We start from the raw sequence: 14,606 nt of genomic DNA, 5'->3' as shown, positions 1-14,606 counted from the left end.
CCGCAAAATGGAAACAAAAATCATCGACTGTTCCTTATGTATGTCACAAAATGATTGCCGTTTTCATTAAAAAGCTTGTCCGAATCATTCATTCCGTATTTGTACACCTGTCCCGTCAAAGGATTCATAAGAACAGTGTTAAGATCGTTAAATCCGATGATCAGAACCGCCGTGCCATCGTTGAGCATAGCCATAACCGGCAGATCCTGATTAACATAGTACAGCATTGCCGACATGGGACATCCGTCAAGATCCAATACCGTTGTCTCAGGAAGTGATTCCCTTAGGATATCCGTGACAGAAGAGCCCGCATCCAGCATAGCATCCACATTTCTGTTAATTCCCTCAAACTGAAGGATGAGATCAAGGCAGACAACTGTTGGCGGTGTAGCCATCATATTCTCATAGCTCTCGGCATTTCTCGTTATAGCCATGATCTGGTTGGAGCGAAGAAGATTGCCCTTAACCCAGACATATCCGTTATTGTCGCCGGTTACAGTTCCGGAAGCTTCATTTGCCCTTTTTACCGCCTCAGAAGGATCCGTGTAGATTCCCTCTATTCCAAAGAGTCCGTAGACATAGTAAAAAGGCTGCTCCTGTCTGTCTCTGTCTATATCCAGCTCCACATCTCTCGTTCCCTCAAATAGAGTCTGATTAGGTGTAAGTACACGAAGAGACTTAAGCTTGATCTCATTTCTTACATTTATCTGAACAATTTTTTCAAAAATATCAACTGATACCTGATTCACTGAGTTGCTGCCGTCCTCAGCCTTGAGGGTACTCATAATCTGATCGTCGTAGGTGCTGACGTACTCGCCGTTATCGTCCTTCTCAACTCTGGAGAGTCTGATCTGATTGTCAGTAATCTCAACGGAAGTGACGTATACTCCCTCAGGATGATAGTTCTCAAGGAGATTCCCGTCGCTGTCCTGAATCTTAATGGCATACATGGGATAAATCGGATTGCCCATTTTGTCCTTGTGAACGTCCTCAGAGTGTACAAGGCCGTAAACAAGGTCCTCTCCCATGAATCCAAGAACCACGATATAGTCTCCGTCATCAGCCTGGATCTCGCTCTGGCCTCTTGTGTTGAGGTTCATCATCTTGAAGCTGGTCAGATCCTTGGTCTGCCAGGCAATTGTCCTCTCGGATTCCGATATCTTGTAATCTCCGCTTCCGATATCCGTAGCAACGGTGCCTGCGGTTCTGCCGATAAGGTCAATAGCATAAATATTCTGCTCAAGCATCACATAGAAAACATCGCCGTTTCCAAGGTATGCAAGGGTATCAACAAAAGATACCAGTACCTCCGGAGACTGACTGCTGGGGGCAAAAACCTGCTCCTCCACCGCATTTATGGAAGCATTGTAGTCATATACGGCAATTCCCACCTGGCCTTCGTGAATTCCTCTGGCCATGTAACCTGCCACTGCGAATTTGACATTGCCGGCCTCATCCACCTTCAGGATCTTGATGGTATTGTTGTTCCACCTGGTTCTGATGTCGTTGTTATCTGTGTCATAGAAGCCGAAGAGGTAAGCCAGCCTGCTCTCTGAATTGTTGAACATAAAAAGTCTGTTCTCGCTGACAAAGGCAAACGCCGTTCCTCCACCGTTCTCCACCAGCTGCAGTCCCGGGTCTGAAATGCTAAGACCAATGCTGTTACTGCTTATTGAATATGAACCCGCATCAAAGATGTAGTTCATGGTTCTCTCATAGTTGAGCAAATACATCCTGTCTGAGGTGTGACGAACTCTGAAGGCCTCCTCCACGTTGTAGAGCCTGCTCACATTGCCGTCTCTTACTGTAACTCTGTAGCAGAGCTTGTAGGATCCCGTCTGGGAATGGATATCCGTTACATATATTTCAGGCTCTGTATGCTTGGTGATGTTAAGTTCACCCCAGGTTACCTGATTAAAACTGCTGTGGATATTAACCTTGCTAAAAGTGGTATTGTCACCCTCTGAGTTGGACTCAAGGTATTTCGTGTACTCTTTTGCCTCAGTCTTATTAAAAGTTGCTTCGCTGAAGCCTGTGACAAAGTCCAGCTCCTCATCGATGTTGTATCTGCTGTCCTCAGTCCAGACAATTCTGGAATAGTATCTGGCTTCGCCCACACCGGTATCCATGACAAAAACCAGCATGTACTCGTTGCCGGCGGTTATCAGATCCTTGATCTGCAGGCTCCCGTTTATGGTCTGGGCATTCTCGCTGTAATCAACAATGGGAGTGCTCTCCACAAGGCTCTTGCCATCTATGGTCCTGACCTCGAACTTAAGATTCATGACATTGCCGCCATAGGTATTGATCCTGAATCTTATCTGTCTGTCGGAGCCCACCGGGAAAACAGTCCCCCTCATATGGCTCACATCCATTTCGCCTGTGTAGCCGTGAAGCGGGTTGATCTCCCTGTCACCGCTAAGGAGATTCACAACAGGAAGGGTTGCCTTGGACATCTGTGCTGTCATGTCCGCATTATCGTCATGGGACAGGCTCCCTATCACAAAAAGGGACACCGTAAACAGCACAATGGCATATATGATTTTTATTATCGTAATTTTCTTTGTATTATCACGCATAATTGACTTTCAATTTCAATAATAGTAATATTTTCATAACACAATTTCAGATATTTCCATTCTTCTTATGGACGAAAGAGGGTACAGCCATGAACAAACCGATCTTGTACCGCAAACGCTTTATCCCAAATGAATGCAATCTGCTAAAGGACGATATCATCCTTGAATACAACGAGGATATCCTCGTCACCAAATGGAAATTCCTCCACGAAAGATGTGATGACCTGTTCTGTGGTTATTCCTGCTGTTATTTAAACAGAGGCTTTCGCATCAGCAAGTTCCTCAGAGAGGATGGTTCCCTTAAGTGCTGGTACTGCGATATTCTTACCTATGAGCACATCCCCGAAGAGAACAAACTCATAATGGTTGACCTTCTCGCCGACGTTATCATCTTCCCCGACGGCCGTATCAAGGTCGTGGATCTTGACGAACTCTCCGAGGCCTTTGAAAATAGGCTTATCGATGAAGCTCTTCTTAAAAAGAGCCTGCTGTCACTGAGCAAGCTCCTTGATGAAATTTACTCCAAGGGCATTGATGAACTCATCGCCCCGATAGAGAAATACATATCCTGAAATAATACTAGTAAAAAACATGTCCGCCGATGGTGATTCCGCTAAGTCCCGGCACCGGCGTTCTGAAATAAACGCAGCTTCCTACGTTCGAATAGCCCTTCATGGCTTCATCCGCGGCCTGATAACAGGCTGCATTCGCTCTGCCCTCTGCAAGAGCCAGGGCCAGTCTTCCGCTGGCTACAGGCGAAAATTGCTTTCCCTGATAGATAACTCCCACCACCGTATCCGGATAAACCGAAGACAGCACTCTGTTTATAACAACAGCGCCAACCGCAACCTTGCCCTCATAGGGTTCGGATCCTGCCTCACAGTAGATAAGATTGGCCAGAAGATATCTGTCGCCCTCTGCAAAGGTAACCTCAGAGATGTTTCGCCAGGTGGAATTTCTGGCAAGCTTGGATAGTCTCTGCTCCTCCGCCAGCTTGGCTTCCAGAGCCTTGATATCTTTTTCCTGCTCCTTGATCTGAGCTTCCAGCGCTTCTGCTCTGGCCTCAGCGTCAGAGATGTCGTTGGCGTACTGCTTGATACTGCCGGAGGTCTGGGTCACCAGGCCTGAAACCCTGCTCTGTTCCGCCTTCTGCTTCATCTGATAATCTTCAAGGGCAACCATCTCCTCTTCAAGAGTTGCCTCTTTCTCCTCGATGGCCTTCCTGGTCTCGATGTATTGCCTGAACATCTTCCTGTCGTAGGCTGAGAGCTGCTCCACGTAGTTATTCTGGTTGAGGAAGTCTGCAAAACTCGATGAACCGGTGAGCATATCGATAAGAACGAAATTCTGCTTCTCATATATGAACTGTACTCTCTTTTTCATGGAAGCATACTGATTGGCCTCGGTCTGTCTTGCGACCTCCAGCTCTGCCTGAGTATTCTCAATCTCGTTCTCTTTGTTCTCTATCTGCTCCTCGATCTCCTCAAGGTTGGAGCTGACTTCGCTGAGCTGAGTGTTAAGGGAATTGAGCTGCCCCTGAAGCGAGGATTTCTCCTCATTCATCTCGGCGATATCATCCTTGGTGCCCTCAAGCTGATTCTGGGATTCCTTCTTGGCCTCTTTGGCCTTCTCCAGCTTTTCCTTGGTGGACTCGGTAGCCTTGGAAGCTATGGGGATGGATACGAAAGCTATGCATATAGCACAAAGAAAGGCCATTAAGCCTTTCCCTGCACCAGTATATTTAGTTTTTTTATCCCAATGCCCGTTAGTCATGTCGTTAAATGGTAATCTTGATACTTCTGCCACTTCGCTGATACTGATAATATCTGACTCCCGCTGCATCGAACATCTTCTTGGAAGCTCTGGTTGATGCGGAAGTACTGTATTTGTCACTGTCAAAAACAACGGTCTTGATGCCGGCCTGAATTATGGCCTTGGCACATTCATTGCAGGGGAAAAGAGATACGTAGATCTTGGCCCCCACGAGGCTTCCGCCTCTGTAGTTTAATATAGCGTTGAGCTCGCTGTGGGTAACGAAAGGATATTTGGTGGACAGCTCATCCTCTCCGTCCCTCTCCCAGGGAAAATCCTCATCGGAGCACCCCTTGGGAAAACCGTTGTAACCCATGGACAGAATGTTGTTGTCCTCACTTACTATGCAGCTTCCAACCTGTGTGTTGGGATCCTTGCTGCGCATGGCGGCCAGCTTGGCTACGCCCATGAAGTATTCATCCCAGCTGATATAGTCCTCTCGCTTCATTTCCCCCTCCAATAAAAATCTAAATTGCTAAGCGATATTCGGAAATCGCCATGCTCGCTTTGAATGATTGAGTCTGCTCCGCGATATACGGATTGCTCCGCTTACGCTCTCGCAATCCTACGTACATTCGGAATCCGAGCTACCGCTCTTCTTCCTCATGTACGTTAGGTCCTCAAGGTTACATTTTTATGTCTGCAAGCAGTCAAAAATGTAACTTTTCGTCCCTATATCGCTCACTTGGTTCCGAAGATCCTATCTCCGGCGTCTCCAAGTCCGGGTACGATGTAACCGTGCTCGTTAAGTCTCTCGTCAAGTGATCCTACGTAGATATCTACATCAGGATGTGCGTTCTTCATTGCTTCCAGTCCTTCAGGAGCTGCGATGATGCACATGAAGTGAATGTTCTTGCAGCCTCTGTCCTTGAGCATCTGAATAGCTGCAACTGAGGATCCGCCTGTTGCAAGCATGGGATCCACTACAAAAATCTCTCTGTCTGCTACGTCTGCAGGCATCTTGCAATAGTACTCAACAGGCTTAAGTGTCTCGGGATCTCTGTAAAGTCCGATGTGACCAACCTTAGCTGCAGGTATAAGTGCCAGCATTCCGTCTACCATGCCAAGACCTGCACGAAGAATGGGTACTACGCAGAGCTTTCTTCCCTTGAGCTGTTTTACTGTGGTCTTGCAGATAGGGGTCTCGATCTCAACGTCCTTGAGCTGAAGGTCTCTGGTGGCCTCGTAGCAGATGAGCATTGCGATCTCGCTGATGGTCTGTCTGAAATCCTTGGTTCCTGTGTCGGTTCTCCTGATCATTCCAATCTTGTGCTGGATCAGAGGATGATCCATAATAACTACTTTTGACATACTGTGTTCCTCCCGTGAGTGTATTGAATATAGGACGGAATCGATTGTCCCGGATATAAAAATATATAGCTCATGATGCTAAACGCTTCGGTGAGCCCTGGGCATGAAATAGTCGTGCATAAGGCACTCGTATTTCATAGGTCTCGCCTACACAGCATCAAAATCGCAATAGATTTTCATATCCATGCCCTTCGATTCCTGTCTATGGATTAATTACGTTTATCGGATGTGGTGATCCGAGTATGTTCCATTTCTTAGGAACTGCAATCTGGGTGTTGCCCGGTTGTGTTTTCATTGAGAAATGGATATCTGGATATTCTCCGGTTATGTACTTCTTAAGAAATAATAACTGCTATATTAGCATTACCCGATAATGTACCTCTTAATAAACAAATATCTTGGTGCTTCCCGAAATTACTCTTCGATAGCAGAGATTTTGGAGATGCGGCGGGCGTGTTTCTCGAGGCCTGAGAAGGGGGTGTCGAGGAAGGTATCCACGATCTCGAGAGCAAGGAGCGGGCCTGTCATGCCGCCGCCGAGGGCGAGGACGTTGGCGTCGTTGTGCTCTCTTGTGAGGCGGGCTGATGTGGTCTCTGAGCAGAGAGCGCATCTTACGCCTTTAACCTTGTTGGCTACAATTGAAATACCGATTCCTGTGGTGCAGACAACGATTCCCTTCTCGCATTCGCCGCTTGCAACCGCCTCTGCTGCTGCCTTACCAAAATCCGGATAATCGCAGGAATCAAGACTGTAGGTTCCAAAATCCTTGTACTCTATTCCTCTTTCCTCAAGGTGCTTTTTGATGGTCTCCTTGAGCTCAAATCCTCCGTGATCACTACCTAAAGCTATCATACCGTTTTTCCTCTTTTCCTATATTATTATAATGGTTTTAATACATTAATGATATACGTTACAAGGATCACACTTTAGTGATCTGATGGCCTGCTGCCTTGAGAAGGCGGTTCATAATGGCCTGTCCTATTCCGCTGTCATCAAAGGACTCTGAGAACATAACATCAACATTCTCATCATCAAATTCTCTGAGGACCTTGAAGAGCTCGTGGGCTATAGTGCTCTCATCCTCGCGGTTACCGACACTTTTAACAACGTCTGCGCTGTAGAGTGCCTTGGTTACGTCGGTTCCGATAACGCCAACGCGCTTACCTTCTGCCTGAGCTTTCCTTGCTTCTTCGTTAATATAAGAAACAACCTTGTCCTGGGCTCCCTCAACTATCATAAGTGAACCCTTGGGGGCGTAATGTCTGTATTTCATGCCGGGAGCCTTGGGCTTCTCGGTTGATGTGCTGTCTATTATTGTTCTGTCGATGGAGATATCTCCAAGGACCTCTTTTAACATATCCGCTGTGATATAGCCGGGTCTTAAGATCATGGGGACGTCAGAAGTAAGATCCACGATCGTGGACTCAAGGCCAATTCCCACCTGACCTCCGTCGATGATCATCTCAATCTTGCCGGAGAGGTCCTCAACGCAGTATCTTGCAACAGTAGGGCTCGGCCTTCCTGATGTGTTGGCGCTGGGAGCTGCGATGTATCCGCCGGATTTCTCTATCAGCTCCAGAGCAATCTTATTATTGGGCATTCTGATTGCCACGGTATCAAGGCCGCCTGTGGTCTCATAGGGAACCTTGCCGTTTTTCTCCATGATCATGGTAAGAGGGCCTGGCCAAAAGGCGTCCGCCAGCTTCCTTGCCGCTTCCGGAACCTCCTTAACTATTGCCGTAAGGTCCTCAAATCTGTGAATGTGCACGATAAGCGGGTTGTCCGAGGGTCTTCCCTTGGCCGCATATATCTTCTTGGACGAAGAAGGATTAAGGGCATCGCCCCCAAGACCGTACACAGTCTCAGTGGGAAAAGCCACAAGGCCGCCGTCTCTTATGATGTTGCCGGCTTCGGTAAGGGCCTCCTTCGCTTCGTTATCTATATTATTTTCTTCTATTACTACTACTTTCGTATCCAATTCATTACTTCCTTATTACTCGTTAACATAAGCGGAGATGATATCCCACATGTCCGCAGTCTCCATGCCAAGACTCCACTCGGCTATGCCGGCGATCTCATGATGTTTCATTGACTGAAGCTTCTGGGTCATGGAATCCACATCCTCCATCCAGATCTGGTGAAGTCCCTTGCCGTCTGTGAATTCGCCGTAGTTCTGACCGGCGCCTTCATCCCAGCTCATCTGGATATTATGATTGGCAATATACTCTTTTGCCACCTTCATTGACACAGCCTCGCTGGAGAGCTTGCCGTCAGCGGTGTGCCAGATTCTGGTGTAGAAAGGAACAGCATTGATGATCTTGGAGGCAGGAGCCTTCTCAAGAGCCTTAATGATGCCGTTCTCCACATAGCTAAGGGATGCAACTGAGCCTGCCTCAGTGCTTCCTGCGTAGTGCTCATCGTAGCCCATGATGATGATATAATCAGCAACAACGCCCTGCTCTTTGAGATTGTAGTGGTCGTTGAAATTCATGGGAACATAGTTATCAATGGAAAAAACAAGGCCCTTAGCCCTGCAGGCAATTGACATCTCTCTGACAAACTGAATGTAGTTCTGTCCGTCCTCGGTAGCAATTGTCTCAAAGTCAAGATTAACGCCGTCTGCGCCGATCTCTGCGCACTCATTTACAACAGTGCTTATCATCCTTGCTCTGTTCTCGGAAGTAGAGAGCGCCTCTGATGTTGACACGCTGTTGCCGGCATTGAAGTTATTAAAGAGAGCCCAGACCTCAAGGCCCTTGTTATGTGCTCTGTCAACGTAGCTCTTGGAAGCGATGCTGGTTACTGTTCCGTCATTGGCTGAAATATAGAACCAGGTGGGAGAAATAACGTTAAGGCTCTTGGTGCCTGCGATATAATCCTCCAGAGTATCGTTTCCGCCTGCTCCTCCAAGATTATGGAAGCCAAGGTTGATCTTGTGATCCCTTGAAACTCCGGTGTACTCGGGTTCAACGTAGTCGGTTACAGGTATCGGACTTCTTGTGGTCTGATCTGAGAGCCTCTTGTTCTCCACATACCCGATAAAAGAGTTCTCGCTCTTAACCTTGCTCCAGTTCTCGAGCTCCTCAAGGATGACTACGGTGTCACCCTTCTTGACCTGCTCAAGGACCTCGCTCTTAACTCCGCCGCGAAGACGGATCTGTGTATCCTTATTAATAGTGGCAACGGTCTCATCCTCCCAGCTGGTCGTAAGCTGCATATGATAGCCGTCGTCAAAAAACTCGTATCCAAAGTTAGTGTATTTCTTGACATAGTCAAGGGCAACATAAAGCTTGTCTTCTCCGCCATCGTTATCGATTCTGGCTATGATATAGCCCTCATCCCCTGACTCTCCCATAGAATCTGACCAGGCGCTGCCACCTATCGGCGCAGTGATGACCCTGTCGGGAAGTGTGTAGAGAAGAGTATTGTCTGCGATTCCATAGTAGAATCTGTCATTCAAAAGACTCTGAACCAGCGCAAACTCAAAATAAATACGGCCGTCAAAATTCCTTGCCGTCTCATCTATTCTCTTGTTACCGTGGATAATTGCCACATCCGTATCCGATGTGACCTTGAAATAATCGTCCAGATCAGCCTTCTCTGTGCTGTAGGAAAACTTCTGAAGATATAACTGGCCGGCGTAAATAGCGCCGATGATAAAAATAAGGGCAATTATAATAATCGCCGGAATCACTTTCTTTTTCATGTTCTAGCTCCTTTACAATCGCCCTCAAGTATACCATAATATTAAGTTTACGTCATTAAATCAGTCTTAGTTTATTTTAGAAGCATGGCGGGGACCACTTTCTAAAAAATTAATTTGATAGAACTTATGCAATATCATCCGCCAAAAGGCTTTCAAATGTGATAAATTCCTGCAAAGTTTTTACGGTGATATCGCACTTCGTTGACGTTTTTTAATATGGTCGATGTCTAACCCTCAAGCCCTCCCACATTTTGCGCTTAATGCTGCACCAAATATGGTATAATCTAATTAACAAAGATACTAGATGTTTTTAGTCGCATTTTTTTCCAAATAAATAATTGCTACGTGTTAATAGATAGTTGTTGTTTGATGTTATAAATCCGGGGAATTTTTATAGAAACTAACTGTAAGACATCTTACGACCTGATCGCAAGAAAAATGAAAGTTAGAACATTAGTATTTTCCCTGATATTCGCCTCCCTTCCGGGCTTACCGGATTGGGTCAGGCATCTCACAAAAACTATTCTAGCAGGAAATTCTTAAGATTTACCGTCGAAATTTCTTAAGATTTTCTTAAGATTGTGAACATTTGGACACATTTTCCTCGTTTATGACGATATATCTATTGACATAGTACAGACTTTCACTTAGTATCTATGTATTCACAAGTCAGGAGAGGAGGTAGGCATCATGAAAATTGAAAAAGTCAATGATCACCAGATTCGATGCACACTTACCAGAGATGACCTTGCGAAGCGAGACCTTAAGATTACAGAGCTTGCATATGGAACGGATAAGGCCAAAGAGTTGTTCCAGGACATGATGCAGCAGGCGAATTTACAATATGGCTTTGACGCAGAGGATACTCCTTTGATGATCGAGGCAATCCCCATCAATTCAGAATGTATAGTCCTTATCATCACCAAGGTTGAGGACCCGGAAGAGCTGGATACCCGCTTTTCCAACTTCGCTCCTTCCGTTCATGAGGACGATGAGGAAGAAGACGAGTACTACGAAGAGGATGAGGAATACGACGAAGCTGAGGAAGATGAGGATGTTATGGGACTGTTCAAGCGCCTTCAGCGCAGCAACATGTCAGACTTCATGGATTCTCCATTCCTGGGAGCTCCCGATAACAAGAAGTTAAAAGAAAAGACCACAGGTCCCAAGAAAAAAGGTACCCCCGGAAGGAAGGGGTCCAAGATCTTCTCCTTTGGTTCACTTCATGAGGTTACAAGGTTCGCTGGAATAGTCAGCAGGAAATTCGATGGAATCAACACCCTGTACAAGAACGAAGCTAACGGTAAGTTCTACCTGATACTTCACCAGGGCAACATAGAGGACGGAATGTTCGCCAACATCTGTTCACTCCTTACCGAATATGGTAAGACAGAGCTCGGAAGCACTGCTGAGCAGTCATATCTGGATGAGCACTTCACCATCGTTATCAAGGATAACGCGGTGCAGGCATTATCTAAAATTTAAATAATTAAAAAAACAAGGCCCCGCAACTTTAAGTTGCGGGGCCTATTTTTTATCTCAGCTGACTAAAGAATCAGTCCTGCTTGCCATAGAGAGAAACAAGTTTCTCAAGGTAAGCTCTGTGCTCCTTAGCGTGCTCTGCAGCTGCTGCGTTGAGCTTAGCTGCTCTCTCAGGATTCTTGAGCTTGAGTGAAAGGTATCTAACCTCACCGTCAAGGAAGCTCTGGAAGTCCTCTGTAGCAGGCTTGGAATCAAGTGTGAACTTGTTCTCCGCCTGAGGATTGAATCTGAACATATCCCAGTATCCTGTAGCTACAGCCTTCTTCTCCTCATCCATAACCTTGTTCATGCCGGCCTTAAGACCCTGGTTGATACAAGGAGCATAAGCGATGATAAGTGAAGGTCCCGGATAAGCCTCAGCCTCTTTGATTGCGTTGATGGTCTGCTGCATGTTAGCACCCATAGCGATCTGTGCTACATATACATAACCATAGCTCATTGCGATAGAAGCAAGATCCTTCTGCTTGATCTCTTTTCCGCCTGCAGCGAACTGAGCAACAGCACCTGTAGGAGTAGCCTTAGATGACTGTCCGCCTGTATTTGAGTAAACCTCAGTGTTTACAACGAGAACGTTTACATCCTTACCGGAAGCAAGTACGTGATCGAGACCACCGAATCCGATATCGAATGCCCATCCGTCACCACCGAAGATCCACTGTGACTTCTTAGCTGCGAAGTCTTTGTTCTTGATGATGTACTTAGCTGCATCTGAGCTGTCGCCCTTAAGAGCCTCAACAAGAGCCTCTGTAGCAGCTGTGTTCTCAGCACCGTTTGAGAATGTGTCGAGCCACTTCTGAGCAGCATCCTTAGCAGCGCCGCCTGCAGCTACAACAGCCTCAACCTGCTCCTTGATAGCATCACGGAGTGCGTTCTGAGCAAGTACCATACCCATACCAAACTCTGCGTTATCCTCGAACAGTGAGTTATCCCATGCAGGGCCCTGTCCCTTGGCATTTACAGTGTAAGGTGTTGAAGGTGAAGAGTTACCCCAGATTGATGTACATCCTGTAGCGTTTGCAACGTACATTCTGTCACCGAAGAGCTGAGTAACAAGCTTAACATAAGGAGTCTCACCACAACCTGCGCAAGCGCCTGAGAACTCAAGGAGAGGCTGCTTGAACTGTGAGCCCTTGATGGAGCCTTCACCGAACTTAGCAACAACATCTTCCTTAATAGGAAGTGTAACAGCATAATCGAAGTACTTCTGCTCGTCCTTGTTAGCTGCGATAGCACCCATCTTAAGTGTCTCGCCCTTGTTATTACCAGGACATACATTTGCGCAAGATCCGCAACCTGTACAGTCAAGAGCAGAAATAACAACTGAATACTTGTAGCCGTCCATTCCGGCAAGAGGCTTGGTCTGAAGTCCCTCAGGAGCCTTAGCGATCTCATCATCGGTCATTGCGATGGTTCTGATAGCAGCGTGAGGACATACAAGTGAGCAGAATCCACAACCGATACATGTTGTAGCATCCCACTTAGGAACGTTAACAGCGATACCTCTCTTCTCGAAGGCAGCTGATCCTGAAGGTGTAGCACCGTCAACATAAGGAAGACAATCTGAAACCTTAAGAGTGTTACCTTCCTGTGCATTAACCTTAGCCTGGATGTTGTTAACGAAGTCGATAACATCCTTTCTTGAGCCTTCAGCCTTCTTGAAGTCAAGGCCTTCGTCCTTGGCATCCTTCCAGCTCTCAGGAATCTCAACCTTGATAAGGTTCTTGGGATCTGCACCTGCATCGATAGCATCCCAGTTCTTCTTAACAACGTCTTCACCCTTACGGCCGTAGGTCTTCTGAGCAGCGTCCTTCATGAACTTGATGGCGTCTGCTTCAGGAATGATCTTGGTGATGTTGAAGAATGCTGACTGAAGAATTGTGTTAATTCTTGTAGGTCCCATTCCAACTTCAACACCGATCTTGGAACCGTTCATGATATAGAAGTTGATCTTGTGATCATACATGAACTTCTTAACCTGTCCGGGAATCTCATTCTCAAGCTCTTCTACTGACCAAGGGCAGTTAAGGAGGAATGAACCACCGTCAACCAGCTCCTGAACCATGTTGAACTTGCGGATATATGAAGGATTGTGGCAAGCTACGAAGTCTGCCTTCTTGATGAGGTAAGTTGACTTGATAGGCTTCTTACCAAATCTAAGGTGAGACATTGTAACACCGCCGGACTTCTTGGAGTCATAGTCGAAGTATGCCTGAGCATACATGTCTGTGTTATCACCGATGATCTTGATGGAGTTCTTGTTAGCACCAACAGTACCGTCAGCACCAAGTCCCCAGAACTTACAGTTAGTTGTTCCCTCGGGAGTTGTAACGAGAGGAGCACCTGCATCAAGTGAAAGATTTGTTACATCATCCTCGATACCGATTGTGAACTCTTCCTTAGTATCATTGTTGAATACAGCAACGATCTGAGCAGGAGTTGTATCCTTGGAACCAAGGCCGTAACGTCCGCAGAATACAGGAACTGACTCAAACTTGGTTCCCTTAAGAGCTGCGATAACATCAAGAGCAAGAGGCTCACGATAAGAGCCGGGCTCCTTAGTTCTGTCGAGAACTTCGATTCTCTTAACTGAATCAGGAATAGCATCAACAAGAGCCTTAGCTGAGAAAGGTCTGTAGAGACGAACCTTAACAACGCCGACCTTCTTGCCCTGCTTCTCAAGGTAATCGATAGTCTCTTCGATTGTATCGTTAACAGAACCCATAGCTACGATAACTACCTCTGCGTTAGGATCGCCGTAGTAGTTGAAGAGCTTGTAATCTGTACCGATCTTAGCATTAACCTTGTCCATGTACTTCTGAACAATTGCAGGAAGCTCGTTGTAACCTGTGTTGCAAGCTTCTCTTGTCTGGAAGAAGATATCAGGGTTCTGAGCTGAGCCCATCTGGCAAGGGTGATTAGGATTGAGAGCGCCGGCCTTGAATGCATCGATTGCATCATGGTTAACCATCTCATCAAGATCCTTGTAATCCCAAACCTCGATCTTCTGGATCTCGTGTGATGTACGGAATCCATCGAAGAAGTTGATAAAAGGAATTCTGCCTTCGATAGCTGCGCAGTAAGCAACAGGTGTTAAGTCCATAACCTCCTGTACACTTGAATCGCAAAGCATAGCAGCACCAGTCTGGCGGCAAGCATATACGTCAGAGTGATCACCAAAGATATTCAGTGCGTGTGAAGCTACGCAGCGAGCTGATACGTTGAATACACCGGGAAGTCTCTCACCGGCTACCTTGTAGATGTCAGGGATCATAAGAAGAAGGCCCTGAGAAGCTGTGTATGTAGATGTAAGAGCACCTACTACAAGTGATCCGTGTACAGCACCAGCTGCACCAGCCTCAGACTGCATCTCTGTAATCTGAACTGTTCTGCCGAAAATATTCTTCTTTCCGGCTGTTGCCCATTCATCTACATGCTCAGGCATAACAGATGATGGTGTGATTGGGTACATAGCGGCAACTTCAGTAAATGCATATGAAGCATATGCAGCAGCTTCGTTACCGTCCATGGTTTTCATGTTTCTTGCCATTTTGTTTCCTCCTACCTTGTTTTAGGGTTTGTATTTGAATAATATATTCACACTAAATCCTTTTGGCAGATAATTTGTAAAAAAGCACACAAAAATCCGTTCACATTCT

10 protein-coding genes are annotated in these 14,606 nt (G+C 46.4%); 2 read left to right on the top strand and 8 right to left on the bottom strand.

Annotated elements, in window-relative coordinates:
• Positions 1-20: 20 nt before the first annotated feature.
• The gene (locus tag G588_RS0111295) at positions 21-2,579 is read right to left on the bottom strand and encodes a hypothetical protein (protein WP_022778848.1); all 2,559 of its coding nucleotides are present in this window, start codon (positions 2,577-2,579) and stop codon (positions 21-23) included.
• 89 nt (positions 2,580-2,668) lie between these two features.
• Here G588_RS0111295 and G588_RS0111290 point away from each other — a divergent pair, with 89 nt between their 5' ends.
• Complete coding sequence (locus tag G588_RS0111290) at positions 2,669-3,151, top strand: DUF402 domain-containing protein (RefSeq protein WP_022778847.1); 483 nt, start codon at positions 2,669-2,671, stop codon at positions 3,149-3,151.
• 7 nt (positions 3,152-3,158) lie between these two features.
• Here G588_RS0111290 and G588_RS0111285 read toward each other — a convergent pair whose 3' ends face one another.
• From G588_RS0111285 to G588_RS0111260, 6 genes are all read right to left on the bottom strand, one after another.
• Positions 3,159-4,295: a cell wall hydrolase gene (locus G588_RS0111285; RefSeq protein WP_022778846.1), complete on the bottom strand. Its 1,137-nt coding sequence runs from the start codon at positions 4,293-4,295 to the stop codon at positions 3,159-3,161.
• A gap of 61 nt (positions 4,296-4,356) precedes the next feature.
• The gene (locus G588_RS0111280; RefSeq protein WP_022778845.1) at positions 4,357-4,839 is read right to left on the bottom strand and encodes a deoxycytidylate deaminase; all 483 of its coding nucleotides are present in this window, start codon (positions 4,837-4,839) and stop codon (positions 4,357-4,359) included.
• A gap of 233 nt (positions 4,840-5,072) precedes the next feature.
• Positions 5,073-5,702 carry a uracil phosphoribosyltransferase gene (gene upp, locus G588_RS0111275; protein WP_022778844.1) on the bottom strand — a complete coding sequence of 210 codons (630 nt, stop codon included), beginning with the start codon at positions 5,700-5,702 and terminating at the stop codon, positions 5,073-5,075.
• Positions 5,703-6,116: 414 nt separating this feature from the next.
• Entirely contained in the window at positions 6,117-6,554 is a 438-nt protein-coding gene (rpiB, locus tag G588_RS0111270; RefSeq protein ID WP_022778843.1) for a ribose 5-phosphate isomerase B, read from the bottom strand.
• 67 nt (positions 6,555-6,621) lie between these two features.
• Complete coding sequence (locus tag G588_RS0111265) at positions 6,622-7,680, bottom strand: L-threonylcarbamoyladenylate synthase (protein WP_022778842.1); 1,059 nt, start codon at positions 7,678-7,680, stop codon at positions 6,622-6,624.
• Between the two features lie 15 nt (positions 7,681-7,695).
• On the bottom strand, positions 7,696-9,408 hold the full coding sequence (locus tag G588_RS0111260; RefSeq protein WP_022778841.1) for a glycosyl hydrolase family 18 protein: 1,713 nt from the start codon (positions 9,406-9,408) through the stop codon (positions 7,696-7,698).
• A 690-nt stretch (positions 9,409-10,098) separates the two neighbouring features.
• On the opposite strand from G588_RS0111260, the gene G588_RS0111255 reads away from it, so the two are divergent.
• A complete protein-coding gene (locus G588_RS0111255) occupies positions 10,099-10,893 on the top strand; it encodes an adaptor protein MecA (protein ID WP_022778840.1) in 795 nt (264 codons plus the stop codon).
• A 70-nt stretch (positions 10,894-10,963) separates the two neighbouring features.
• Here the strand turns inward: G588_RS0111255 and nifJ are convergent, their stop codons facing one another.
• On the bottom strand, positions 10,964-14,497 hold the full coding sequence (nifJ, locus tag G588_RS0111250) for a pyruvate:ferredoxin (flavodoxin) oxidoreductase (protein WP_022778839.1): 3,534 nt from the start codon (positions 14,495-14,497) through the stop codon (positions 10,964-10,966).
• Between the last annotated feature and the right edge of the window lie 109 nt (positions 14,498-14,606).

The sequence above is a fragment of the Butyrivibrio sp. AE3009 genome, assembly GCF_000420845.1.
Classification (GTDB): Bacteria; Bacillota; Clostridia; order Lachnospirales; family Lachnospiraceae; genus Butyrivibrio.
The sequence above is the reverse complement of the archived record's forward strand: the minus strand, read 5'-3'. Positions and strand labels throughout refer to the sequence as shown.